This is a genomic window from Pseudoalteromonas sp. Z1A8, assembly GCF_011378855.1.
Taxonomy (GTDB): Bacteria; Pseudomonadota; Gammaproteobacteria; order Enterobacterales; family Alteromonadaceae; genus Pseudoalteromonas.
This window is the reverse complement of record NZ_WTLB01000004.1, coordinates 1-24,946: the sequence shown is the minus strand read 5'-3', so window position 1 is coordinate 24,946 and position 24,946 is coordinate 1. Positions and strand designations below refer to the sequence as shown.

Here is a 24,946-nt window from a genome sequence, read left to right as displayed (position 1 = left end):
TTTACGATTGTTTGATTGGATAATCATACGCTAATATGGAACAAATTGATCAACCTTCTAATGACCTATGACAACGCGTTTAGCAACTATCGATGACCTTAATGAAATTGTAGCCATTTATAACGAAACCATTGCAGGGCGAATGGTCACTGCAGATACCGAAGAGGTAACCGTTGACGAAAAGCGTGACTGGTTTAATAGCCACAACGATAAAAGGCCTATTTACGTTTACTGCGAAAATAACCAAGTACTTGCTTGGGTAAGTTATAAGTCGTTTTATGGGCGCCCAGCTTACGACGGCACAGTAGAAATGAGCATTTACATTACCAGTAAAGCGCAAGGTAAAGGGCTTGGTAAAAAGCTAATGATATTTGCTCAAACACAAGCTAAGCAATTAAATATTAAAGTATTACTCGGCTTCATTTTTAGTCATAACTTACCGAGTGTTAAATTGTTTAAGCATTTTGATTTTGCAATATGGGGTGAGTTGCCAAGCGTTGCCATAATGGATGATAAGGCGTACAGCCTTACTATTTTTGGAAAACATCTGGAATAAATTATTTTTCATAATGTTGTAATATTTTTTTACAAAATAAGACGAAGGGTTTATGCCAATTAAATAAAAATAGTCTACGCTATTAACATATTAAGTTTATTAATTTGAAGTGTAGCTTGATGATTCGAAAAATATTAATTGTTGATAGTAGCAGTGTCATCGCAATGCGTGTGAAAGTGCTTTTAGAATTAATAGGATGTGAAGTCGAATTAATTCATTTCAGCATGCTAGACATGTATACCAATATAGGCGACTACGACTTAGTTGTTGTTTCCCATGGTGTGCCTGTTGAACCAATAAAACCACTTGTTAGTGAAATAGCGCAAGAGCGTTTTATGCTGCTTGCTCCAAAAGCACAAAGCGGTGAGCAACTAACTGCGTTTAGTGAATTAAATCATATTGCGCCTGACGCAACCGTGATCTACCCGTTTTTTTCTAATAAAGAAATTACTTCTCTTTTAGAGAGCCTACTAGAATTAGGCTCTAATCATATTTTGCAATTACCCACTATTTTACTCGTCGATCATGTTCCTGAGCGCCTCGAAAAAATGAAAAACAGCTTGATCGGTGCTCATATCGAGACCCATACAGCAACCACCTCTGCAGAAGCTTTAGAAATTACGAAAGAAAAGCAAATCGATATACTGATAAGTGATTTTGTTTTAGACGACGGAACCGGTTTAGAAATTTTTTCAAACTTAAAAATAATGCAACCACATTGCCGCTGCTTATTATTTACCTCACGCCCTGATCAAGTTTCAATGATTGACGCAATTCGTCAAGGCGTAGAAGACGTACTCATAAAACCACTAAACGATAGCTCACTATTACAATCAATACATAAACTGTGGCAAACAGAGTTATTAAAACGTCATAACGCAGAGCTTGTAGAAAGGCTACAAGATACGGTTGATGCCCTGATTGAAAAAGACAGCCTACTTCAGGTTATTTATAAGCATACGCCCGATGCAATTATGTTGTTTGAGAAATGCGGTAGAGTGATAGAAGCTAATGATGCTTGTTTAAAACTATTTAATTTACCGTTTAACGAACTTGAAGGTAAATCAGTATTTAATTTTTTAGATGATGATTCAACGTTAGGCATTAAAGATAAAATTTCGACACTAAACAGCAATCGCCAATTTAGCTGCGACTTACGTTTATCTAAAACAGCAGGGGGTTATATACCGCTAGTGGGATCTTTTAATGAGATAGATCACCATGGCGAAATAGCACTTGCCGTCATATTTAAAAATGTAACCCATCTTAAGCAAAAAGAAGATTTACTACTTGAAGCAAAAGATGTCCTTGAAGAGCAAGTTAGAGCACGTACTTCACAGCTTGAGCATGCTAAAAACGTGGCTGAGGCTGCAAACTTAAGTAAATCAGAGTTTTTAGCAAATATGTCGCATGAACTTCGCACGCCTATGCACTCAATTTTAAGCTTTTCTCGCTTTGGTCTAAATAAATTAGATGCTGGAGATTTTGCAAAAGAAAAACTCATAAAATACCTATCGCGAATAGAAAGTAGTGGTGAGCGTTTACTGTCGTTACTGAATAATTTACTCGATCTATCTAAGTTAGATGTGGGTAAGTTTCCATTTAATCCTCGTCCGTATAATTTAGCTAACATCATTAAAACAAGTATTGATGATGTATCTGGTACGGCAATGGAAAAAGAAATTGAGATTGTATTCACCGCGCAGCCGTTACCTGTAATTGCGCAATGTGATGAAGAGCAAATAAATCAGTTACTTCGAAACGTACTGGGTAATGCACTTAAATTTAGTGAACCCAAAAGTAAAATACAGGTAAATTTAGAGTCAGATAATAAACTTGCCACCATAAAGGTTACCGATAATGGGATCGGCATCCCAGAAGATGAGCTGGAGCATATTTTTACTAAGTTTGTACAAAGCAGTAAAACAAATAGCGGTGCCGGTGGTACAGGATTGGGCCTTGCATTGTGTAGAGAGTTTGTATCTTTACATCAAGGAGAGATCACTGCGCACAATAACGAAAATGGTGGCGCGACTATATCTATACAAGTGCCATTAGAAATAAACCTAGACGAGCATTTGGCTGAAGATCAATTAATACAGCACAGTAATTAATTGCTAACGGGCATACCAAATTGGAAATAAATCTAGATGAGCATTTGGCTGAAGATCAATTAATACAACACAGTAATTAATTGTTTTTTGGCAAGCCAAGTAACTTTTTGAGAATTGAATGGATGATAAATTATGGCCTTAACTAAAATACTTGCCGTTGATGACGAACCCTTTAACCTTGAAATTATTGAGGAGATTTTAGAGGAGCTTGATTTTGAATTACAAGTAGCAGCGAGTGGGCCTGAATGTTTAAGCATGGTTGAAGGTTATATGCCTCAGGTTATATTACTTGACGTAAGTATGCCGCAAATGAATGGCTATGAAGTATGTAAGGCACTTAAAGCAAACCCAAATACGGCACATATAATTGTTATGTTTGTATCTGCTCGTGGCACTGTTGAGGAGCGCATGGAAGGCTACTCAGTTGGCGCAGAAGACTACATTGTAAAACCCTTTGGCCATGATGAACTTAAATCAAAGCTTAAAAATTTAAATCAAGTACTCGTTGAAAAACAAAGCCTTGAAAAGCAAGTTGAAGATGCAACATCAACTGCATTTAATGCCATGGCTAACAGCAGCGAAATGGGGCAAATAGTTAACTACGTTGAAAACATAGGTTTTATTAATGACCCTCAAGAACTAGGTAAAGCGCTTATAGATTGTCTGCAGTCTTTTGATTTACAAAGTAATGTAGAGTTTAGAGAAAGCGATGAAATTAGCCACTTTGCACTAAACGGCGTGTGTTCACCTATTGTGGTGGAACTATTCGAAATGCTTAAAAACAAAGGGCGCTTACATGAATTTTCGCACCGAATTTTAGTTAACTATGAATTGATTAGCTTACTTATTTTAAATATGCCTGATCACGATCCAGATAAACACGGGCGTATACGCGACCACGTATGTTTTATTGTCAGTGTTACCGAGCAGCAGCTACGCGCCATCATGACTAAGAAAATGCTTGAATCGCAACAAGCAAAACTTAATGCCGTAGCAAGTACGGTTCACAGTAAGTTTCATGGCTTAATTAGCTTGTTGAATGACAACCGTCAAAACAACGAAAAAGTTTTTAAACAGTTACAAGAAGAGCTTGAAGAGCGTATCCCAACAATGGGGTTAGATGAAGATCAGGAGGTGTTTATTTATAAAAAAGTAGATGAAACTATCCAAAAATCAGTAGCAAGAGAGGAGTCTGTTAAACAAGTGAAAGCAGCCTTTACAGAAATAGAGCAAGATCTATCGTTACTTTTGAAAAGTTAAATATATTTAACTAAATAATGTTACTTCAAAGGCTTACACCAATCGCATTATGCGTCTCTGGGTAAGCCTTTTTCTACAATTCTGATTAACCTAGCCGTTTTACGAATTTGTAATCGTTGCTTATCGTTTTGTTGAGCAAGGGCCCATTCAATATGTTCTAAAACAAGCTCGCTGCATACTTGAGATTTATCTTCTAGGGCATGAATAATAGCGGGGCTAAATTCTGCATTACCTAAACCGACCGCTATATTACGTAACCAACGTTCGTGACCAATGCGGCGAATAGGGCTGCCTTCGGTATTTTTTAAAAATGTAGTCTCATCCCAAGCAAATAGCTCAAGTAAGTCTTTATCTTTTAATTGAGTACGAGGATGAAAATCATTTTCGTCAGTTATTTGCCCATAACGATTCCAAGGGCATACTAACTGGCAATCATCGCAGCCATAAATGCGGTTGCCTAATAAAGTTCGGTACTGCTCTGGAATAGGACCTTGGTGCTCTATTGTTAAGTACGATATACATTTACGTGCATCAACAACGTAAGGCTCTACAATTGCTCCTGTTGGGCAAAGCGTAATACAAGCAACACATTTTCCACAGCCTTCAAACGTGTTTTCTGTATCTATTGGCAGGGGTAAATCAATAAATAGCTCGCCTAAAAAAAACCACGATCCTGCTTCTTGATTAATTAATAACGAATGCTTACCACGCCACCCTAAACCGGCTTTTTCTGCGAGTTGACGCTCAAGTACCGGGGCTGAATCTACAAAGGGCCTAAAGCCATACTCGCCAATTTCTTGCTCTATTTTTTGGCCAAGTTTTTTTAAACGATTACGCATTAATTTATGGTAATCACGACCCAGTGCATAACGACTTATGTATGCTTTTTCTTTATTTTTTAAGGTTTTTGCAAAGCCTGCATCAGGTGGGAGGTAGTTCATTTTTACAGATATAACACGTTGTGTACCAGGTACTAATTCAGCAGGGCGAGCACGTTTCATGCCATGCGCAGCCATATAATCCATCGAGCCGTGATAGCCCGCATCAAGCCAGCGTTGTAATTGGGCTTCGTGCTTAGATAGGTCAATATCAGTAATACCTACTTCGCTAAAGCCAAGCTCTTGCCCCCAGGTTTTTATTTGCAGGGCTAATTTTTCATAGTCTGGGGTAGGGTTGCTCACACGCTTTACACACTTAAATTAATAGCTGCGTAATTTACCATATTTCTCTAAGCCCGAAAACGCTTCTTAGTGCACAAAGCGTTTTAACTGTTGTTGAGTTTGTATACTTAGCTGCTGGGATTGTTGGCAATCACTAAGGGCTGTATCTATTTGCTGTTTAGCGTGCTCACCTAGCGCTACAATTTGTTCTACCGATTGGTGAGTATGGGTTTGAGTATCCTCGAGCATATGCACCGCGTTGGCTATTTGTTGTAACTGCTGTTGGTTGTGCTCAAATTCACTCAGCATTTTAGTAAAACCATCTGAGGTGGCGCTAATTGAGCTTTGTGCATTATTAGAGTGAGTTATTAATTGCTCTGACTCTTCATTTGTTTCGTTCACCAAATCATTCATTTGATTTATGAAGTCGCTTATTTGCCTGGTTGCGCCACTGACCTTTATTGAAAGCGTGCGTACTTCATCTGCAACTACGGCAAACCCTCTGCCAGCTTCACCCGCTCTAGCTGCTTCTATTGCGGCGTTAAGGGCTAACAAATTAGTTTGATCAGAAAACTCTTCAACCATTTTTAAAATACTACGAATATTTTCACTGTTCTCTTTCAGTCCCGCAATTGTATTTGAAAAGCTACCCAGCATATTAGTAATTAGCTTAACTTGTTCCACTAAAGCAGCGAGCTCGGATGCAGAGAGTTTTACAAAGTTAAGATGTTCATTATTAACGTTATGCACGCTATCTGTATTATTTACTATGTTTTGTAGGCTTTGGGTTATTTGCATACTGGCATTAATAATACTGTGGCTTAACTGTATTTGTTGCTCGCTAGATTGCTCAGTGTTTTGCATTGATTGAGTGACTTGCGTATTACTGTGTGCACTAGCTTGAGCACTATTATATGTTGTGCTGAGTAATTCACTTAAATGAGCAGTAAACATATTGTACTGGGTACTTAAATCTTTAAATTCGTCATACGAAAAGTGGGGAAGTTTTGCTGCTAAATTTGCATCTTGTTGGTTTATTTGTATCAAAGTATCGCGCATAGCAGTAACAGGGCGAACAATTAAAAAGCGCATATAAAAAAGAGTAAAAATAAAACCAGATATAATAACAAGCGTAAGCAGCCAAAATAGCCCTGTACTTTGCTGTTGTTCGCTTAAGCTCTGATGCAGCCAAAATAACGTAATTGCTTGCAACAATAATACAAAGCTTAAGTTGCCAACTATTTTACGCGTTAACGTAAAAAAGAATGTTTGCTCTATATAGTTATAAATTTTCATAAAACCACTCATTATGCTTAAGCCCTGTAATTATAATTTTAGTTAGGGAGGTGTAAGTTAGCTTTTTTGTAACGATAACAAGTAAGCTTTAGTTCGCGCTGGGTAATTTGTAAAAATTCCGTCTATACCGTACTCAAGCATTAACGCTATATCTTGTTCTCTATCGACCGTATAAGCATAAATCTTTAGACCTCTTTTTTTTGCATCATCTGCAAAAGCCTTATTTATAAAGGTTTTATCTACATGCACGCTAAAAGCGTTTAAATCACTTGCAAACTTTGCATAGTTAATTGGAATAGAAGACGTCAGGGCACCTATTTTAAGCCATGGTAGTCTGTTTTTGAGCCACTGTAGTTGATGATGATCAAACGATGACACTAAAATATTTGCTTTCGATATTTTGTTAGCCTCAATATTTTTTTCAAGTTGAGCCACAAACCTTTCCAGCTCAAAAGTATGTTTAAGCTCAATATTTAATAAAGATTTATTATTATTCCAATCAAATAACTGCTGAAGAGTGGGAATTTTCTCGCCATTTCCAGCATCAAGTTTAGAGAGTTCATGTGCAGTAAAATCACTCACCCGACCTTTACCGCTGGTGGTTCTATCGAGCCACGAGTCGTGTATTAACATGTAATCATCGAAGGAACTTTGAATATCTACTTCAATACCATCAACACCTACTTTTAACGCTTCTAAAATAGCGCTTTTGGTGTTTTCAGGAAAATCCCCACTGGCACCACGGTGTGCAAATACTTTCATTGTTGAGCCTTTTTAGTGATTGACCACGTTTCAAAACAAGCGGCACTAACAATAAGTGCTCCACCAACTAACGTCATAACAGTAGGACGTTCATGAATAATTACTATAGCCAGTATGGTGCCATAAAGTGGTTGTAAGCAAGAAATTAACCCCGCAGTTGCCGCCGATAAATGCTTTAAACTTGCTGCAAATAACGAGTGCGGTGTAGCTGTAAATATAACACCCGCTACAGCAATTAAAATTAGGTCGTGATTACTAACTTCATATACCGGCACTTCTATAAATGCGCACAGCATAATGCTTGCCACTAAGGTTTGATAAAACATCGTTTGCGGGCCACCATATTGGCTAAAGTAGCGTTTATGGGTAATGTTTCTGATTGAAAAAAACAATGCCGATATAACACCTGTTATTACACCGAGGGTCACATCGTCGCCTAAATTTGCACTTGGGACTAATAAGTAAATACCTAAAACAACCACGGCCGCACTTATTATATCTTTTGCTTTTGGCCTACTTTTATTAAATAAGGGCTCTAAAAATACCGTCATAACGGGGTAGCTAAAAAATGCCAACATTCCAATTGTTATACCGGCCATTTGCATACCTGCAAAATAGGTTACCCAGTGTATACCCACCGCAACACCTAAAAATAACGCAATAAAGTAGTCTTTAGGTTTATTTAGCTTAATTTGTTTTTTTTGAAAATACAGCATGGCTAAAATAGCCATTCCTGCAATTGCAGTTCTGTAAACGGTAATATCTAAAGCATTTAAACCAATAAGCTTGGCAAATAGAGCGGTTCCGCCAAAAAGTAATACAGCTATGTGTAAGTAAATCAGGCTTTGCTGTTGTGGTTGCATTAAAACGTTATCTCCTTTTTTCAATATCTTATCATTGAGGCCACGTTTACAAGATGAAATTTTCCTAATATGACAAATGTCATTAAAGTTAATGACACTTCACACTCTTATTATTTTTGTACGCAGGCATAGTTATCTTACTCAACAGGAGATAATTATGAATTCTTTAATTCTAATCAGCTTAGCTATTAATGAAGTACTAGAGACGTTAAGTTTCACGATCACTTATGCAGATTGCTTTATGCTGCTCTGCATTTTTGTGTTATTTATATTTACCAATAAAAATAGTGCTATAAATAAAAATAATATGGCAGAGGTATTAATATGAGTTCGCTCAACACCTTCTCTCAACAAAGTGATAAAGGTTTTTGGAAATACGGTCATTTAATTTTTACCGGCTTTTATTTACTCCCTCTCATAATTAATTATTCTAGTTTTACGGCTAACCAAATCACGATGTCTTTAGCTTTTTATATTGCCTTTATTCTTTTGTATGTAAAAGCAATAAACTGCAAAAGCACAGGTGTGACCAAGTTGTTTGTAGCCATGCTATTAATTTGTTTCTGCGCTACTTTTTACAGCTCGGGCACTCCTACTTTATTTGGCTTTACAGCTTATGTAGCGGGCTACGCATATAGCTATCATCAAAGAATTTATGCTGCACTCGCGATTATATCTACGGTTTTATTAAGCGCATATATTGGTGATATAGGGAAGATTCAATACTTTTTAGCTGTTGCTTTGATTTTATGCGCCGCGTTATTTAGTTACGGTATTGCAGCAAAAAGAGAAAGCTTATATAAAAAGCGTGAGCAAGAAAGTGCTAACCAATTAGAGCAACTAGCTGCTATTGCTGAGCGCGAGCGCATTGCCCGCGATTTACATGACATTTTAGGGCATTCATTGTCATCTATTGCTTTAAAGGCTGAGCTTGCTAATAAATTAAACCAAGGTGAGCGTTACGCTCAAGCAAATAACGAAATTGCACAAGTAGCAGAGCTTGCAAGGCAATTGCTTAGCGATGTAAGAAACGCAGTAAGTGATTTAAAACAGCTTAACCTTGTCAGTCAAATAGCACAGCTAAAACAAAGATTAATAGAGCAAGGTTTTAACGTAAAAGTGAGCGTAAATTTAGATACTCTGCCCGCTAAGGTAGAAGGGTTCGCTGGTCTGATAATTAAAGAAGCTGTGACTAATTTATTACGCCATAGCAGCACAAAAAATTGCGAAATAAGCATAGATCAAACAGCGCAACAGCTTCTTATTAAAGTGATTGATAACGCGCCATGCAATACATTAAAAGTAGGTAATGGTTTAAATGGCATTACAGAGCGAGCAGAGCAATTAAAGGGCAGTGCTAAATTTACTTGTGGTGATACTTTTACGCTAAATGTGATATTGCCAATCACAGCTAAGGATTTACAATGATTAAAGTTTATTTAGTGGAAGATCAAGCGCTTGTTCGTGATGCAATCGCAGCACTATTAAGTCTCGATTTTAATATAGAGATAATTGGGCAAGCAAGTAATGGGCAAGATGCACTTAATGCAATTGAGGCGCTTGATAGTGATTTACTGCCAGATATAATTTTAACCGATATAGAAATGCCAACCATGAATGGTATAGAGCTCAGCGAAAAAATGGCCGCTAAGTTTCCCGCTATAAAAATGGTTATTATGACCACGTTTTCTCGCGCTGGTTACATAAGGCGCTCATTAAGTGCGGGTGTTAAAGGGTTTATACTAAAAGAAGCGCCGAGTGAAGAGCTAATAAATGCGCTTAAAAAAGTAATGCAGGGGCAAAAGGTAATTGATCCAGAGCTTGCTATTAATGCATTAGACGACGCAGATCCACTTACCGATAAAGAACGCAAAGCACTTAAACTTGCAAGCGATGGCCTTAAAACAAGCGAAATAGCCAAGCAGTTATTTATAAGCGAAGGCACCACACGTAATTATCTATCAGACGCCATTGCTAAATTAAATGCCACAAATCGAATAGATGCAGCGCGTATTGCAAAGCAAAAAGGGTGGCTTTAAATAGTGGGTTTATAAATTATAAACAAAGTATTACTATGTTATACCAATCTGCTTATATATGGGGTCTATTTAACGTTAAGAAAATTACGCTAGAACTAGGCAAAAATTTTTGTATCTAGTTGTTCTAAATAAAAATTTTTTAACGACGTTATAGTGAAATTTAATTCGTTAAATTGATCAAAGATTTATGCAGGTTGGTATTACTTATAAAAGTAACGAACAGCGCTTAAAGTTAGCTTAAAAAGCGCTAAAAGAGGGTTTAATGGCAAATTTAATAGAACTAACAACTAAAAATAGTACTGCAATACTCACTATGAATACCGCTGAAAACCGCCACAACCCAGCATTTTTGACTGAGTTTAATTTACATCTTGACCATATTGAAGCAGATCAAAACATTAAGTCTGTTATTTTAACCTCTTCGAGTGATAAAAACTGGTCATTGGGTATCGACCTTCAATGGATGTCTAATCCCAGTATTTTACCTGCAGCAATTTCTGACTTTATGATTCAAATAAGTGACTTGTTCAAACGTATTGTTACGTTTCCTATGCCCATTATTGCGGCATTAAACGGCCATACTTACGGTAATGGTTCTGTGCTTGCATGTGCGTGTGATTTTAGATTTATGAAGTCAGACAAAGGCTTCTTTTGTTTTCCTGAAGTTGATGTAATGGTGCCTTTTGTACCGTCGATGTTTCCTATAATTAATAAAGCTATCGCGCAAACATTCTTTAATCGTTTAGCTATGTCAGGAGAGCGTGTTGGTGCACAGCAGTTGCTAGACAATAAAGTGGTTGAAGCTGTGTTTGCAAATAACGACGAACTACAAGCCGGTGTACTTGAGTTTGCCCAGCAGTTTAATAAAAACCGTTGGATTTACGCTCAAAACAAAACACAAATGAATAAACAAATTTTGCTTACAATGAAAGAAGAAGATCCAAGCTTTATTGATAATATAAGTAAATTGCTCTGGAAAAACCTACAAAAAAAATAGTATAAATAACCTGAACTCTGGTTAAGAGATTTACTGACGTATTGAATCATGTTGATATTTAAATTTATTTTCTCTAGCCAGAGATTTTCGGTGAAAACAAGGCGAATTTACGCGTCAATAGCTGGCCTATTGTAAGTATATTCAACGCTGTTAGCGCTGAAAATAGCTGCTCGAGATAGATTTATTATCCAGAGCTCAGGTTATAAATAAATATTTAGCGCGAAAGGGTTTTAGCATTGCTACGAGATGATTAAACACTTTGCAGTTAAGGGGTCGTTAAGCCCCATTGCGCTAGATTTTTAAACTATACAGCAAGGTAAACAGCAGGGTAAAAGCGCTTTCTTAAAAGTTTAATCGCTTTTACCTGTCTCATTATAACTATATGGGTTAAAATACCTACATAACCAACTAACAAGATAGTGAATGTCAAACCAAGATCCAAATCTCAGTCGAGAACAAGAAAAGTACGAAAACCCAGTCCCTAGTCGTGAGTTTATACTTACTCACCTTCAAGAGCGTTCAAAGCCTGCTAACTACGCGCAATTATGTGAAGAACTAGCAGTAAACGATGACGAACGCCAAATAGCATTTAAACGCCGCCTTCGCGCTATGGAGCGTGACGGACAGCTGTATTTTAATAAATTTAAATGCTATGCCCTAATTGACGAAGCCGGTTTAACCAAAGGCAAAGTAATAGGCCACAGAGACGGTTTTGGCTTTTTAGAAGTTGAAGGCGAGAGTAAAGATTGGTTTATTGCTAAGCACCAAATGAATATGGTGTTACATGGCGACATTGTACTAGCTAAAGGCACTAAACGTGGCTCTGGCTCAAAATGCGATGCACGTATTATAAAAGTGCTTACTAACGAGCGCGCGCCAATTGTTGGCCGTTACTTTGTAGAGCATGGTGTTGCTGTTGTAGTAGCTGAAGACCCGCGCATAACGCAAGACATAATGATTTTACCAGGCAACGAAAACGGTGCCCGCCATAACCAAATGGTGCAGGTTAAAATCACTCAAAATCCAAGCCGCAACATGAACGCGGTAGGTAAAATTATTGATGTACTTGGTGAGCATTTAGCCCCAGGTATGGAAATTGAAGTCGCACTGCGCAATCACGATATTCCACATGTATGGCCAGAAGAAGTTGAAGCACAAGTTGCTCACCTAGGTGAGTTTGTTGAAGACGCTGACAAACAAGGCCGCGTAGATTTACGTGACTTACCACTTGTAACTATTGATGGCGAAGACGCTCGCGACTTTGATGACGCCGTATACTGTGAACCTAAAAAATCGGGTGGCTGGCGCTTATGGGTTGCCATTGCCGATGTATCGCATTACGTAGGAATGAACACGCCGCTTAACAAAGAAGCAATTTTGCGTGGTAACTCAGTGTATTTTCCTGAGCAAGTTATTCCGATGCTACCAAAAGTGCTTTCTAACGGATTATGTTCGCTTAATCCAAAAGTAGATCGCTTATGTATGGTTGCCGAAATGACCGTGTCGAGCGCGGGTAAACTTTCGGGTTATAAGTTTTACGAAGCGATAATGAACTCGCATGCACGTTTAACTTACACCAAAGTAAATGCCATTTTACAAAACGACGAAAAACTACGCGAAGAATACTCAGCCGTTGTGCCACATTTAACTGATTTACAGCAAATGTACATGGCACTTAAAGCAGCACGTCAAGAGCGTGGTGCCATTGAGTTTGAAACCCTAGAAACACGTTTTGTATTTAACGCTCAGCGTAAAATAGAATCAATAGTGCCTGTTATTCGTAACGATGCGCATAAACTGATTGAAGAATGTATGATTTTAGCCAACGTATCAGCGGCTAAAATTCTTGAAAAGCACGAAGCAAGCGCGCTTTATCGTGTACATGACGAACCAGACAGTGAAAAACTAGGTAACTTTACTAAGTTTTTAGGCGAGTTAGGTATTGAAAGCACATTAAGCGACGAGCCAACACCAAAAGAAATAACGCAAGTACTAGCGCGACTAGGTGACCGCCCAGAAGCCGAGCTTATTCAAACTATGCTACTGCGTTCAATGAAACAAGCTGTATATCAGCCAGATAACATTGGTCACTTTGGTTTAGCGTTATCGGCTTATGCGCACTTTACATCGCCAATACGTCGTTACCCAGATTTAGTAGTACATCGTGCTATTAAAGCAGTAATAAAAGCACAAGGTCAGCAAACGTCTGGCGAATACGCTTATACCGACGACGAAGTTGATCAACTTGGTGAGCAGTGTTCTACCACAGAGCGCCGCGCCGATGATGCAACTCGCGAAGTAGCGGATTGGCTTAAATGTGAGTTTATGCAAGATCACGTAGGTGACGAGTTTGACGGTGTTATTTCATCGGTCACTAACTTTGGTTTGTTTATTCGTTTAGACGATTTACAAATTGATGGGCTTGTTCACGTTACTAATTTAGGCGACGAGTTTTTTGCACATGACGCTGCAAAACATACCCTAATAGGTGAGCACTCTCACAAAGTTTATCGCCTTGGCGATAAAGTAACAGTAAAAGTTACGTCGGTTAGTTTAGACGACCGTCGTATAAATTTAACGCTTAAAGGCGATGTAGCACAAGACAGATACTCACGTCGTCGTGCACCAAAAAAAGGTTCAGGTAAATCTGAGCATGCGCCAGCAAGTGTGCGTTCGCAATTAAAAGCAGGCAAAGTACCGGGTAAAAAGTCGCACAGCGATGACAAGCCAAAAGGTAAAAAAAAGCCAGCGAATAAAGACAAAGGTAAACCGGCAAATAAGTCTGCAACTAAACCCGCAGATAAAAAAGTAACAGACACTGCCGTAAAGAAAAAGCCGAAAAAGAAGGCAGTTAAAAAGCCTAAAAGAGCTGGCAAAAATGCCCGTAAAAGTACTAGCCCAGGAGCAGATAATACGTGAGTAATGAATTAATTTTTGGCTTTCACTCTGTTGAAGCAATTTTAGAAAGCGAGCCAGAGCGCTTTGTAGAAATTTACGCCCTTAAAGGCCGTGACGACAAACGCTCAACTCCGATTATTGATGAAGCACGTAAATTTGGCATTTCAGTACAGTTTATGCAGCGTAAAGCTCTTGATAGCAAATCAAAAGGTGAGCAGCATCAAGGTATTATTGCCAACGTAAAAGCTGCTCCTACATTTAATGAAAAAGATCTTGATGTGATTATTGCCCGTGAAGACACACCGTTTTTACTTGTGCTTGATGGTATTACCGATCCGCATAACTTAGGCGCATGCTTACGTAGTGCAGATGCTGCCGGTGTTCACGCTATCATTGTACCTAAAGATCGCTCTGCAAAGCTTAACGGTACAGCACGTAAAGTTGCTTGTGGCGCAGCCGAAACAGTACCGCTAATTCAAGTGACTAACCTTGCACGCACGCTTCGCGAAATTAAAGATGCAGGCGTATGGGTTGTAGGTACTGCTGGTGAAACTGATAACCACGTATTTGATGCAAGCTTAACAGGCCCAATGGCTATTGTTATGGGCGCAGAAGGCGAAGGCATGCGACGCTTAACGCGTGAGCATTGCGATATGCTCGTTAAAATTCCAATGGCGGGTACAGTTTCAAGCTTAAACGTATCGGTAGCCACGGGTATTTGTTTGTTTGAAGTATTACGCCAACGTAACGCAAATAACTAATATATAAACTATAAGTTTTATGTATTAAAAAAGCCGAGATTGAAATTCAATCTCGGCTTTTTTGTATCTGTAACTTACGCTTTTAACTTTACATCAATTGATGCTCTATCATAGCGATAGGAAAATAACCCTATAGCAAGGCAAAAATAACGAAATATAGTTGTTCTTATATGAGTTATTTTTAACGTAGCTAGTGAACCATTTCTCCTATACAAAGCGCAGGTAAACGGTTTAATAACAAGGCAATAATTTAGATGTGTAGTGCTTTTACATAAAAAATTATTAACGCTGTTAGTGAACCGTTTATCTCATACAAAGCGCAGGTAAACGGTTTAATAACAAGGCAATAATTTAGATGTGTAGTGTTCTTACATAAAAAATTATCAACGCTGTTAGTGAACCACTTATCCTATACAAAGCGCAGGGAAACGGTTTAATAACAAGGCAATAATTTAGATGTGTAGTGTTCTTACATAAAAAATTATTAACGTAGTTAGTGAACCGTTTAACCAGCTTTTAATTTAGAATGAGTAAGTGTAGCCCATTTGTACAGTACGTGGCTTACCTGGTTGAATGCCACCGTTTGAACGGTTAGCAACGTATGTTTTATCAAACAAATTATCAACGCTTAGGTATACTTTTTGATTCTCATCGATTAAGTATTTAGCAGCTAAATCCCATACTACGCGGCTATCAATTGCGTTTAAGCCCGACTGCGTTAAGTTAGCATGCGCATCAGATACGTAACGTATTTGGCTGTTAACTACAAACGCAGAAAACTCAGCACCTAACGATAACGCTACTTGGTTTTCTGGTACGTAAGGCATTGCATCGCCTTTTTCTACCGTGCCCCAAATTTCTGAATCAAAATCGTTTTTAAACTCAGAGTCTGTGTAGGTATACGTTAATTTAACTGGGAACATAGCTGTATCAGTTGCAAACGTACGTGCTGCACTAAATTCAAAGCCCGCTACTTCTACTTCACCGTAGTTGTATTGGTCGCCAATGTTGTCGTCGCTACAACCAACCGCTGCAGTACAGTTACCGTGCATGTTGCTGTAGTCAGAGTAAAACGCAATTACTTCACCGCTAAAGCCATCCATATTAAAGCGAGAGCCAAACTCAATGTTTACACTTTCTTCTTCTTCTTGGTCAGCATTACCAGGTGCTGCTGGTGCATAACCTTTTTGAATGCCCGCAAGTAGCGTTACGTTTTCGTTAAGCGTGTAAGTAGCACCTAACGACGGAACTAAAATTTCAGTGTCGTTCGACACATCTTTAGTTAAACCGTTGCTGCGTGTTGGATCTGATTTAGACCACTCTTCACGCGTAATAGTAATGTCTTCATAACGAAGACCTGCACTTACTACTAATGCATCAATTGTCCACTCGTCTTGAATAAACAAGGTACTTGCTTCTGCGCTATCTACACGGTTGCTGTCAGAGCCCGGAACGCCTTGCTCTGTAAGCGTTAAGCTTAGGTCTTGATTAAGTGTGTATTTGTCTTCCCATTGAAAACGATCCATTTCGTCTTCGTGGTAACGTACCCCAACAGTCACATAGTGATCGCCTGCAGGAATATGCAATTCAGACTGAATACCTTTAGCTTGGTAATCGCGGTTATTAGCTTTAATACCAATACCTTCAATGCCTTCGCTTGTAGGGTTTGCTTCAAATTCACTGTATTGTTCAAGGTAGCTTTCGCTTACTTTGCTGGCTTTATACCAGTTACGATGAAAATCGTTTAAGTAAGCCGTAGCTAAAAATTCATAGCCATCACCAAAACGGTACGCGTAGTTAAGTTGGTATGCGTTATGGCGAGTATTCATTTCATCGTTTTGCGATGCAGCATAACGACGGTAAGGACTTTCTTGATAGTCTTCGTCAGTTAAGCCCATGTATGTTTCGTCTGATGTTTCGTCAGAGTACTTAATTTTTAGCTCAAGATTATGCGCATCGTTTTGACCAAACGTATGACCAAACTTTAATAGTAAATCTGTTTTTTCAAAGCCGGTGTTGTCATTACCTACTGGCAGCTCTTTAAAGCCGTCTGCGCCGTAAGTAAATACTTCAATTAAGCCTGCTGTGTTGTTTTTTTCTTTACCGAAGTAAGCGTGACCTTTGTAGTAACCATCACCACCAAGGGCTGCATCTACCATACCTTTTGAGCTATTTGGCTCAGTAGGTAAGCTGCGCGAAAGTAAGTTTAAAACACCGCCCGTAGTACGCGGGCCGTACTTAACTGATGCCGCGCCTTTTAATACTTCAATAGACTCCATACGACCCGTAGTAGGGAAGTAGTAAGCAGATGGTGCTGAATAGGGTGCTGGCGCAACTAATACACCGTCTTCCATTACCGATATTTTATCGTTACGGCCAGTACCTGTACCGCGCATACCAATATTAGGGCGAAGGCCGTAGCCGTCTTCTTCTTGCACGTAAACGCCTGGAACAGACGCTAAAACGCGAGAAATATCGGTAAACTGGAATTTTTGAAGCTCTTCTTCAGAAATAAACGTAGCCGAACCCGGAATATCGTTAATTGCTTGCTGAGAGCCAATAACAGTAATTTGTTCAAAGCGTTGTTCTTTATCGCTGGTGTCTTTTGCTATTGCAGTAGCACTAAAAGACAAAGCAACCGCAGTTGCCAGGGTAGATACTAAAAACTTAGGGTTCATTGTGTTCCTAATCATGTCAATTATCTAAATTGGCGTAATTTGAACACGTTAACGAATACGAATCAATGTTATTAAGTATTTAATTATTCAGTTTAATAGAATTAAAAACAACAACCTATGCAACTTTGTTAACTAAATTGTTTCTTTTGTATTGCTTCATAACTTATAAACTAGTTATAAAGTTTTGATTAGCTATAACCTAAGCGTAGCGCTATAAACTCCGCGAGTTTATCTACAGCATGGTCAGATTCACCCGAACTTTTAATTAAACTAATACCAATATTACCAAGAGTGGGTAAATGTTTGGTTTGAACTTGGTAGTTAAGCTCACTCGGTACTGTGCTTTTAGCAAGTACCGTAATACCTAAGCCTTCTTTTAATGCCGCAATAAGGCCGGTTAAATCGGCGTTGCTGTATACGATACGGTATTTTATGCCCGCATTTTTTAATGCATCAATTGCACGGCGACGATAAATACACCCCTCTGGTGCGGTAACTAGCGTAACCACATCGTTTTGCGCAAGTGATAGGTCGCCCACCCACACTAATTCGTCTTGCATAAAAATAGGAAACTTATCAGAGTTGAGTCGCTCATTGAGTGCAAGTACTAAATCGAACTGATCTTGCCTAGAGGCCGAAAGTAAATGCTTACTTAAACGCGATTTAACTTCTAACGACACCTCAGGGTAGAGCGCCACAAAGTCGCCAATAATAGAAGGTAAAATACGCGCAGCAAATTCGCTCGGAATACCCAAGCGCACTTTACCTGCAATGTTCTCTGAGGTGAACTGCTGCAAAATAGCATCGTTGTGTTGCATCATTTGTTTTGCCATAGGCAATAATAGCTCGCCGTACTGGTTTAATACTTGGCGCTGTCCTTGTTTTTTAAATAGTTTATATCCGAGCACGTCTTCTAAGCGCTTTATTTGCAAACTTACAGCAGGTTGCGAAAGGCCAAGTAAATCGCCTGCTTTAGCAAAGCCACCTATTTCAACTACCATCACAAAAGTACGTAAACCGTCGGTTGATATGTTTTTCATATTTAAAATTACAATTTATATAGCTATATATATAAGTATTATTTATCAATTGATAAAAAATTACAATTTGTTGTTGGTAGGCGTGGGCAATATACTTTTGTAATCGAAAATACACAGGTGTTTGTTATGACTTTTAACCCAATAATGTTTGCCCGCCACAGCAACGCAAGTAGTGCGGTTACTAACGCTTTGCAAACTAACAACAATCACGTTGTAATGGATTTTAGCGGCACCGAAACCAGTGTATTTTTAAGCACTATTTTAGGCCTTGATTTAACTAAGCTTACCGCCAGCGGTTTAGGCTTAAAAGGCACGCTTGATGGCGACTATAATTCTGACTACAGCTTTGCTGTTTATTACTTTAGCGAAACCGCCTTTAGATTTGTACTGCCACACAACGCAAGCCTTCAACTACAAGCACTTATAAACGAGCAACAGCTACGTTTTGATATTGATTATGTAGTACGCACCGACCTAGCAAGCTTTATTTTAAGTGGCGACAACGCGTTTGATACTCTAGTAAATGCTTTTAAATTAACACCCGGTTTGCGCCTTTCTGACGCGCAACTATGCTACGGTGCGCAAAGTGGTGATGTATTTATTACCGCCATTGATAAAAACGACGAACAACACTTTGTATTAGTAGCTAAACAACAAGAATTACAAAAATGGCAAAGCTACATGCAAGCGCAAGGTTTTGCACTTATGCATAGTGAAGCCGCATAACGAATACAAACAACAGGTGAACATAACAATGTTTACCTGTTTTTAATTGCGATTAAGCAATTAAAGTCTATTTAAGCCACGCCCTAAACAGGGTTAATTTAAACGTGAAGGAATGTTATGACTTCTAAAACTGTACTACATGCTAAGCACCTAGAAGCGGGCGCTAAAATGGTTGATTTTCATGGCTGGGAAATGCCAATCAACTACGGCTCACAAATAGAAGAACACAATGCCGTTCGCACCGACGCAGGCATGTTTGATGTATCACACATGACTATTGTTGATATTGAAGGGCCTCAAGCACAAGCATTTTTACGTAAGCTAGTAGCTAACGACGTTGCAAAATTAACCGTACCAGGTAAAGCGCTTTACACTGGCATGCTTAACGAGCAAGGCGGTGTAATAGACGACTTAATTATTTATTTCTTTAGCGAAACCTTTTACCGCCTAGTTGTTAACTCAGCAACGCGCGAAAAAGACCTAGCACATTTAGCTAACGTATCGAGCGACTTTGACGTAACTGTTACAGAGCGCCCAGAGTTTGCAATGATTGCAGTACAAGGCCCTAACGCTAAAGCAAAAACAGCCACACTTTTAAATGCTGAGCAACAAGCAGCCGTTGAAGGTATGAAGCCGTTTTTTGGCGTTCAAGTAGGTGATTTATTTATTGCCACAACGGGTTATACTGGCGAAGACGGTTACGAAATAGTAGTACCGAACGACCAAGCAGCCGATTTATGGCAACAACTGTTAGATGCAGGTGTAGCGCCAGCTGGTTTAGGTGCACGCGACACGTTACGTTTAGAAGCAGGTATGAACCTTTACGGCCTAGATATGGACGAAAGTGTATCACCACTTGCTGCTAACATGGCATGGACCATTGCATGGGAACCAGAAGATCGCGATTTTATTGGTCGTGACGTACTTGTTAAGCAACGCGCAGAAAAAAGCACTGACAAACTAGTTGGCTTAGTGTTTGAAGAAAAAGGCGTTTTGCGTAGCGGTTCTAAAGTAATTGTTGACGGTGGGATAGGTATCATTACTTCTGGTACTTTTTCACCAACACTTGGTTTTAGTGTAGCCCTTGCACGTGTACCACGTTCAACAGGCGATACAGCTCAAGTAGAAATGCGTAAAAAATTAGTAAACGTTAAAGTAGTAAAGCCTAGCTTTGTACGTAACGGTAAATCAATAATTTAAATAATTTGGTTATACCAATCACAATAATTATTGCGATTGGTATCCTCCCAATATAAACCAAAGGACAAATAAAATGAGCAACATTCCTAGCGAGTTAAAATACGCACCTTCACACGAGTGGGTTCGCAGTGAAGGCGACGGTACATTTACTGTTGGTATTTCTGAGCATGCACAAGAGCTTCTTGGCGACATGGTATTTGTTGAATTACCAGAAGTTGGCGACGAAGTAGACGCTGGCGAAGACTGTGCAGTAGCAGAGTCGGTTAAAGCAGCATCAGACATTTACGCACCTATCAGTGGCGAAATTGTTGCTATTAACGAAGAGCTAGAAGATTCACCTGAAACAGTAAACAGCGACGCTTACGGCGACGGTTGGTTATTCCGTATTAAAGCATCTGACGAGTCTGAGCTAGACAACTTATTAGACGCTGAAGGTTACTCGCACACTATCGACGAAGAATAATCATTTTTTGTAGATAACTAAAAGCCCCGTTTAATGTATAAAAATGGGGCTTTTATGATTTTACAGCTCACCACCCCATACTGAGTGAACTGTTAAATCGTCAAATATTTTAATTAATGCTAGTTACCCATTAGCATTTAGGATCATAGGAATCTGGATTCATGTCAAACGCCAAATCTCTTGAAGAACTAGAGCAAAAGCAAGATTTTATTCGCCGCCATATTGGGCCAAGCCCAGCACAAGTAAGCGATATGCTAAGTGCTTTAGAAGTATCGAGTGTGCAAGAGCTCATTGACCAAACTGTACCGGCTAGCATTCGTCTAGAGCAACCGCTAACAGTTGGCGAAAGCCGTACTGAAGTTGAAACACTAAGCTACCTAAAATCAGTAGCAAGCAAAAATAAAGTTTTCAAATCGTACATTGGCCAAGGCTACCACCCAACTAACGTACCGCACGTAATTTTACGTAACGTACTAGAAAATCCAGGTTGGTATACAGCGTACACACCGTATCAGCCAGAGATTGCTCAAGGGCGTTTAGAATCATTATTAAACTTCCAAACTATGACCCTAGATTTAACCGGTCTTGATTTAGCAAGCGCATCACTGCTTGACGAATCAACAGCGGCTGCAGAAGCTATGGGCCTTGCAAAACGCGTATCAAAAGCTAAAAAAGCCAATGCATTTTTTATCGCCGACGACGTACACACACAAACAATCGACGTAGTAACAACGCGTGCCGAGCAGTTTGGTTTTGAAATAATTGTAGGTAAAGCAGAAGATGCCGTTAACCACGACATTTTTGGCGCATTGTTCCAATACCCAACTACATCAGGCGAAGTGGTAGACATAACTGACCTAATTGCTGGCGTACAAAGCAAAAAGGCCATTGCCTGTGTTGCTGCCGACATAATGAGTTTATTACTATTAAAAGCACCGGGTAAACTAGGCGCAGATGTAGTACTTGGTTCGGCTCAGCGTTTTGGCGTACCTATGGGTTACGGCGGTCCTCATGCTGCATTTTTTGCAACACGTGACGCATACAAACGTTCATTACCTGGTCGTATTATTGGTGTATCTAAAGACCGTTTAGGTAACGACGCACTACGTATGGCAATGCAAACGCGCGAACAACACATTCGCCGCGACAAAGCCAATTCAAACATTTGTACAGCGCAAGTATTACTTGCCAACATGGCAGCGTTTTACGCTGTGTATCACGGCCCACAAGGCTTAAAAACTATCGCGCAGCGTATACATCGCTTTGCTGATATTTTAGCAACTGGCCTAAAAGCTAAAGGCATCGCACTTAAGCACAGCACTTGGTTTGATACGCTAACAGTAGTAAGCGACAGCAAAGACGACATAATAGCGCGTGCAATTGCAAAAGGCGTAAACTTTGCAACAAACCACGAAGGCGAGTACTCAATTTCGGTATCAGAGACAACAACACGTGCCAATGTAGCTGAGTTATTCGATATTATTTTAGGCGAAGGCCATGGCCTAAGTGTTGACGCTATTGCAGCCGACGTTGAAGCAAATGGCAGCGAGTCAATTCCTGCAAGTTTAGTACGTGACGACGAAGTACTAACGCATCCAAACTTTAACAGCTACCACAGCGAAACAGACATGCTTCGCTACATTAAGCGACTAGAAAGCAAAGACTTATCGCTTAATCACTCAATGATCTCGTTAGGCTCATGTACCATGAAACTAAACGCGACCGCAGAGATGATCCCAATTACGTGGCCTGAATTTGCAAACCTTCACCCATTCTGCCCGCTAGATCAAGCAGAGGGTTACCAAATAATGATTGGCGAGCTACACGACTGGCTAGTAAACATTACCGGTTACGATGCAGTATCACTTCAGCCAAACTCTGGTGCGCAAGGTGAATACGCAGGCTTAATCGCGATTCGTAAATACCACGAGTCACGAGGGGATGCACACCGTAATGTATGTTTAATTCCAAGCTCTGCGCACGGTACTAACCCTGCATCAGCGCAAATGGCGAGCATGAAAATTGTGGTAGTTAACTGCGACAAAAACGGTAACGTAGACATGGCCGACCTTAAAGCGAAAGCTGAAGAAGTTGCTGAAAACTTATCGTGCATCATGATCACATACCCGTCTACGCACGGCGTATACGAAGAAACAATTCGCGAAATTTGTGACATTATTCATGAGCACGGCGGCCAAGTTTACATGGACGGCGCAAACATGAACGCGCAAGTTGGCGTAACAAGCCCAGGCTTTATTGGCTCAGATGTATCGCACTTAAACTTGCATAAAACGTTTTGTATTCCACACGGTGGCGGTGGTCCAGGTGTTGGCCCAATTGGTGTTAAATCGCACCTTGCGCCATTTATGCCAAACCACAGCGTAATTAACGTACCAGGTACTAACATTGGTAATGGTGCGGTATCGGCCGCGCCTTACGGCTCAGCCGCTATTTTACCTATTTCATGGGCTTACATCACCATGATGGGTTCAGAGGGCTTAAAACAAGCCACTGAAATGGCAATTGTTAATGCTAACTACTTAACGCATGAGCTAAGCAAGCACTTCCCAATTTTATACCGTGGTCGTAACAACCGTGTTGCTCACGAATGTATTGTTGACTTGCGCCCGCTAAAAGAGCAATCAGGCATTACTGAAATGGACGTAGCTAAGCGCTTGCAAGATTACGGCTTTCATTCACCAACGATGTCGTTCCCAGTAGCTGGTACATTAATGATTGAGCCAACTGAGTCTGAATCTAAAGGTGAGATTGACCGCTTTATCGAAGCAATGGTGTCAATTAAAGGCGAAATTGAAAAAGTAATCTCTGGCGAATGGTCAATCGAAAACAACCCGCTAGTATTTGCACCGCATACACAAGGCGACGTGTTAGGTAACGAATGGGACCGCGCGTACGACCGTTTTTACGCTGCATTCCCAGTGCCTGCAGTAGCTAAAAACAAGTTTTGGCCAACCGTTACACGTATAGATGACGTATACGGCGACCGTAACTTAGTGTGTGCTTGCCCACCGGTTGAGACATACCGCGATTAAGAGCTGAGATGATCAAAGTCATTATAGTTTGGGAATGAAATTATAGATTGGGAATTTTATTATAGATTGGGAATCCAACCTCTATTCCCAAACTATAATTATTGAAAAAGGTGAGCAAATTAGCTCACCTTTTTTGTATGTGAATACGCAGCATGAGGTTTTTTCCTATTATTCAATACTATGAGCGTTTAGCTTTATTGAGATGCTGGTAATTAAGATATTAATGCTATATTTAACTTTTAAGTAAGAAAATGTTTAGAGTTGAATATTTGTCTTGATGCTATATTCTCTCAATAAAAATAATAAATAGTATTACATTTGGAAGATTTATATAGATGGAACTAGAAACGGAGATCCCCTCCCCAAAAAGCGCCCATGTTCCTTTATCGGCAGTATCAGCTTTAGCTGGCGAAGTCATATCGCCATTAAAGCGTTTACAGCAAATGGACGCAGACGATTGGGAAGAGTTTACTTGTGAACTAGCAACATATTGGAAAACACAGTATTCGCGAGTCAATCGGGTTGGTGGGGCTGGTGATATGGGGCGTGATGTTATTGCTTATACCCCAGATGAAAATTGGGAAAATTTTCAGTGCAAATACTACAGCTCACCATTAAATTTGTCAGATGTTCTTTTAGAAATTGGTAAGCTTTGTTACCACTCACATCAAGGGCATTTTTCAATGCCTGTAAAATATTATTTTGTTGCTAAAAGTGGCTTAAATGGTGCTAGCCTTAATGCCCTTAAAGATTCTAATAAGCTGAAAGCAGACCTTATTTCTGGTTGGGATAAAAAGTGTAAAGACAAAATCACCAAAAAGAAGAGTGTAAGTCTAGAAGGTGATTTTCTTAAATTTGTTGAGCATAATGTTGATTTCACTATTTTTGATCAAATCCCATCGTTGAAGCTAATCGAATTACATAAAAACCATACTCCTTATTACATAAGAAGATTTGGAATATTAGAATTTGATAGACCATACCGTGCAACACCCCCTAAAGATACCCCCTGTGTCAGGATAGTTGTCGCCTCAATTAATTTACAAATAAACAGGGCGCGGTAAGTTAAAGTAAGTGAAT

General features: G+C 39.5%; 19 protein-coding genes. 13 read left to right on the top strand and 6 right to left on the bottom strand.

Going from position 1 to position 24,946, the window contains the following annotated elements; translation table 11 throughout:
* Positions 1-67 precede the first annotated feature (67 nt).
* The 3 genes from GQR55_RS02585 (at position 68) to GQR55_RS02575 (ending at position 3,930) form a co-directional block, all read left to right on the top strand.
* Positions 68-556: a GNAT family N-acetyltransferase gene (locus GQR55_RS02585; protein ID WP_166419342.1), complete on the top strand. Its 489-nt coding sequence runs from the start codon at positions 68-70 to the stop codon at positions 554-556.
* Between the two features lie 119 nt (positions 557-675).
* On the top strand, positions 676-2,670 hold the full coding sequence (locus GQR55_RS02580; protein ID WP_166419341.1) for an ATP-binding protein: 1,995 nt from the start codon (positions 676-678) through the stop codon (positions 2,668-2,670).
* Positions 2,671-2,802: 132 nt separating this feature from the next.
* A complete protein-coding gene (locus GQR55_RS02575) occupies positions 2,803-3,930 on the top strand; it encodes a response regulator (RefSeq protein WP_166419340.1) in 1,128 nt (375 codons plus the stop codon).
* Between the two features lie 47 nt (positions 3,931-3,977).
* Here the strand turns inward: GQR55_RS02575 and queG are convergent, their stop codons facing one another.
* From queG to GQR55_RS02555, 4 genes are all read right to left on the bottom strand, one after another.
* Positions 3,978-5,111, bottom strand: a complete 1,134-nt coding sequence (queG, locus tag GQR55_RS02570; RefSeq protein WP_166419339.1) for a tRNA epoxyqueuosine(34) reductase QueG — start codon at positions 5,109-5,111, stop codon at positions 3,978-3,980.
* Positions 5,112-5,177: 66 nt separating this feature from the next.
* Positions 5,178-6,398, bottom strand: coding sequence for a methyl-accepting chemotaxis protein (locus GQR55_RS02565; RefSeq protein ID WP_166419338.1), 1,221 nt, complete (start codon positions 6,396-6,398; stop codon positions 5,178-5,180).
* A 45-nt stretch (positions 6,399-6,443) separates the two neighbouring features.
* Positions 6,444-7,148 (bottom strand): glycerophosphodiester phosphodiesterase family protein, encoded by a 705-nt coding sequence (locus GQR55_RS02560; protein ID WP_166419337.1) that lies wholly within the window; start codon positions 7,146-7,148, stop codon positions 6,444-6,446.
* Positions 7,145-8,011 carry a DMT family transporter gene (locus tag GQR55_RS02555; RefSeq protein WP_166419336.1) on the bottom strand — a complete coding sequence of 289 codons (867 nt, stop codon included), beginning with the start codon at positions 8,009-8,011 and terminating at the stop codon, positions 7,145-7,147. The genes GQR55_RS02560 and GQR55_RS02555 overlap by 4 nt, the downstream gene beginning before the upstream one ends.
* A 324-nt stretch (positions 8,012-8,335) precedes the next feature.
* Here GQR55_RS02555 and GQR55_RS02550 point away from each other — a divergent pair, with 324 nt between their 5' ends.
* The 5 genes from GQR55_RS02550 (at position 8,336) to rlmB (ending at position 14,706) form a co-directional block, all read left to right on the top strand.
* Complete coding sequence (locus GQR55_RS02550) at positions 8,336-9,439, top strand: sensor histidine kinase (RefSeq protein WP_166419335.1); 1,104 nt, start codon at positions 8,336-8,338, stop codon at positions 9,437-9,439.
* Complete coding sequence (locus GQR55_RS02545; RefSeq protein ID WP_166419334.1) at positions 9,436-10,050, top strand: response regulator transcription factor; 615 nt, start codon at positions 9,436-9,438, stop codon at positions 10,048-10,050. Before GQR55_RS02550 ends, GQR55_RS02545 begins: the two co-directional genes overlap by 4 nt.
* Positions 10,051-10,312: 262 nt before the next feature.
* Positions 10,313-11,047, top strand: a complete 735-nt coding sequence (locus GQR55_RS02540; protein ID WP_166419333.1) for an enoyl-CoA hydratase/isomerase family protein — start codon at positions 10,313-10,315, stop codon at positions 11,045-11,047.
* Between the two features lie 423 nt (positions 11,048-11,470).
* Positions 11,471-13,966: a ribonuclease R gene (rnr, locus tag GQR55_RS02535; protein ID WP_166419332.1), complete on the top strand. Its 2,496-nt coding sequence runs from the start codon at positions 11,471-11,473 to the stop codon at positions 13,964-13,966.
* Complete coding sequence (gene rlmB / locus GQR55_RS02530) at positions 13,963-14,706, top strand: 23S rRNA (guanosine(2251)-2'-O)-methyltransferase RlmB (protein WP_166419331.1); 744 nt, start codon at positions 13,963-13,965, stop codon at positions 14,704-14,706. The genes rnr and rlmB overlap by 4 nt, the downstream gene beginning before the upstream one ends.
* A gap of 521 nt (positions 14,707-15,227) precedes the next feature.
* On the opposite strand, the gene GQR55_RS02525 is transcribed toward rlmB, so the two are convergent.
* Together GQR55_RS02525 and GQR55_RS02520 are read right to left on the bottom strand one after the other, a co-directional pair.
* Positions 15,228-17,384, bottom strand: coding sequence for a TonB-dependent receptor (locus GQR55_RS02525; RefSeq protein ID WP_166419330.1), 2,157 nt, complete (start codon positions 17,382-17,384; stop codon positions 15,228-15,230).
* 188 nt (positions 17,385-17,572) lie between these two features.
* Positions 17,573-18,424, bottom strand: a complete 852-nt coding sequence (locus tag GQR55_RS02520; protein WP_024607170.1) for a LysR family transcriptional regulator — start codon at positions 18,422-18,424, stop codon at positions 17,573-17,575.
* 126 nt (positions 18,425-18,550) lie between these two features.
* Here GQR55_RS02520 and GQR55_RS02515 point away from each other — a divergent pair, with 126 nt between their 5' ends.
* The 5 genes from GQR55_RS02515 to GQR55_RS02495 all read left to right on the top strand — a co-directional run bounded on the left by GQR55_RS02515 (position 18,551) and on the right by GQR55_RS02495 (position 24,930).
* Positions 18,551-19,150 carry a hypothetical protein gene (locus tag GQR55_RS02515; protein ID WP_002958026.1) on the top strand — a complete coding sequence of 200 codons (600 nt, stop codon included), beginning with the start codon at positions 18,551-18,553 and terminating at the stop codon, positions 19,148-19,150.
* A 117-nt stretch (positions 19,151-19,267) separates the two neighbouring features.
* Entirely contained in the window at positions 19,268-20,350 is a 1,083-nt protein-coding gene (gene gcvT / locus GQR55_RS02510; protein WP_166419329.1) for a glycine cleavage system aminomethyltransferase GcvT, read from the top strand.
* Between the two features lie 73 nt (positions 20,351-20,423).
* Positions 20,424-20,813, top strand: a complete 390-nt coding sequence (gene gcvH / locus GQR55_RS02505) for a glycine cleavage system protein GcvH (RefSeq protein ID WP_165727660.1) — start codon at positions 20,424-20,426, stop codon at positions 20,811-20,813.
* 161 nt (positions 20,814-20,974) lie between these two features.
* Positions 20,975-23,866 (top strand): aminomethyl-transferring glycine dehydrogenase, encoded by a 2,892-nt coding sequence (gene gcvP / locus GQR55_RS02500; protein WP_166419328.1) that lies wholly within the window; start codon positions 20,975-20,977, stop codon positions 23,864-23,866.
* Positions 23,867-24,201: 335 nt separating this feature from the next.
* Entirely contained in the window at positions 24,202-24,930 is a 729-nt protein-coding gene (locus tag GQR55_RS02495; protein ID WP_166419327.1) for a restriction endonuclease, read from the top strand.
* Positions 24,931-24,946 lie beyond the last annotated feature (16 nt).

Excerpts from the sequence above, each read along its gene's own strand:
- GQR55_RS02585 (WP_166419342.1), top strand. The coding sequence starts at position 68 with ATGACAACGCGTTTAGCAACTATCGATGACCTTAATGAAATTGTAGCC.
- GQR55_RS02580 (WP_166419341.1), top strand. The coding sequence starts at position 676 with ATGATTCGAAAAATATTAATTGTTGATAGTAGCAGTGTCATCGCAATG.
- GQR55_RS02575 (WP_166419340.1), top strand. The coding sequence starts at position 2,803 with ATGGCCTTAACTAAAATACTTGCCGTTGATGACGAACCCTTTAACCTT.
- GQR55_RS02565 (WP_166419338.1), bottom strand. The coding sequence starts at position 6,398 with ATGAGTGGTTTTATGAAAATTTATAACTATATAGAGCAAACATTCTTT.
- GQR55_RS02560 (WP_166419337.1), bottom strand. The coding sequence starts at position 7,148 with ATGAAAGTATTTGCACACCGTGGTGCCAGTGGGGATTTTCCTGAAAAC.
- GQR55_RS02555 (WP_166419336.1), bottom strand. The coding sequence starts at position 8,011 with ATGCAACCACAACAGCAAAGCCTGATTTACTTACACATAGCTGTATTA.
- GQR55_RS02550 (WP_166419335.1), top strand. The coding sequence starts at position 8,336 with ATGAGTTCGCTCAACACCTTCTCTCAACAAAGTGATAAAGGTTTTTGG.
- GQR55_RS02545 (WP_166419334.1), top strand. The coding sequence starts at position 9,436 with ATGATTAAAGTTTATTTAGTGGAAGATCAAGCGCTTGTTCGTGATGCA.
- GQR55_RS02540 (WP_166419333.1), top strand. The coding sequence starts at position 10,313 with ATGGCAAATTTAATAGAACTAACAACTAAAAATAGTACTGCAATACTC.
- rnr (WP_166419332.1), top strand. The coding sequence starts at position 11,471 with ATGTCAAACCAAGATCCAAATCTCAGTCGAGAACAAGAAAAGTACGAA.
- GQR55_RS02525 (WP_166419330.1), bottom strand. The coding sequence starts at position 17,384 with ATGAACCCTAAGTTTTTAGTATCTACCCTGGCAACTGCGGTTGCTTTG.
- GQR55_RS02520 (WP_024607170.1), bottom strand. The coding sequence starts at position 18,424 with ATGAAAAACATATCAACCGACGGTTTACGTACTTTTGTGATGGTAGTT.
- GQR55_RS02515 (WP_002958026.1), top strand. The coding sequence starts at position 18,551 with ATGACTTTTAACCCAATAATGTTTGCCCGCCACAGCAACGCAAGTAGT.
- gcvT (WP_166419329.1), top strand. The coding sequence starts at position 19,268 with ATGACTTCTAAAACTGTACTACATGCTAAGCACCTAGAAGCGGGCGCT.
- gcvH (WP_165727660.1), top strand. The coding sequence starts at position 20,424 with ATGAGCAACATTCCTAGCGAGTTAAAATACGCACCTTCACACGAGTGG.
- gcvP (WP_166419328.1), top strand. The coding sequence starts at position 20,975 with ATGTCAAACGCCAAATCTCTTGAAGAACTAGAGCAAAAGCAAGATTTT.
- GQR55_RS02495 (WP_166419327.1), top strand. The coding sequence starts at position 24,202 with ATGGAACTAGAAACGGAGATCCCCTCCCCAAAAAGCGCCCATGTTCCT.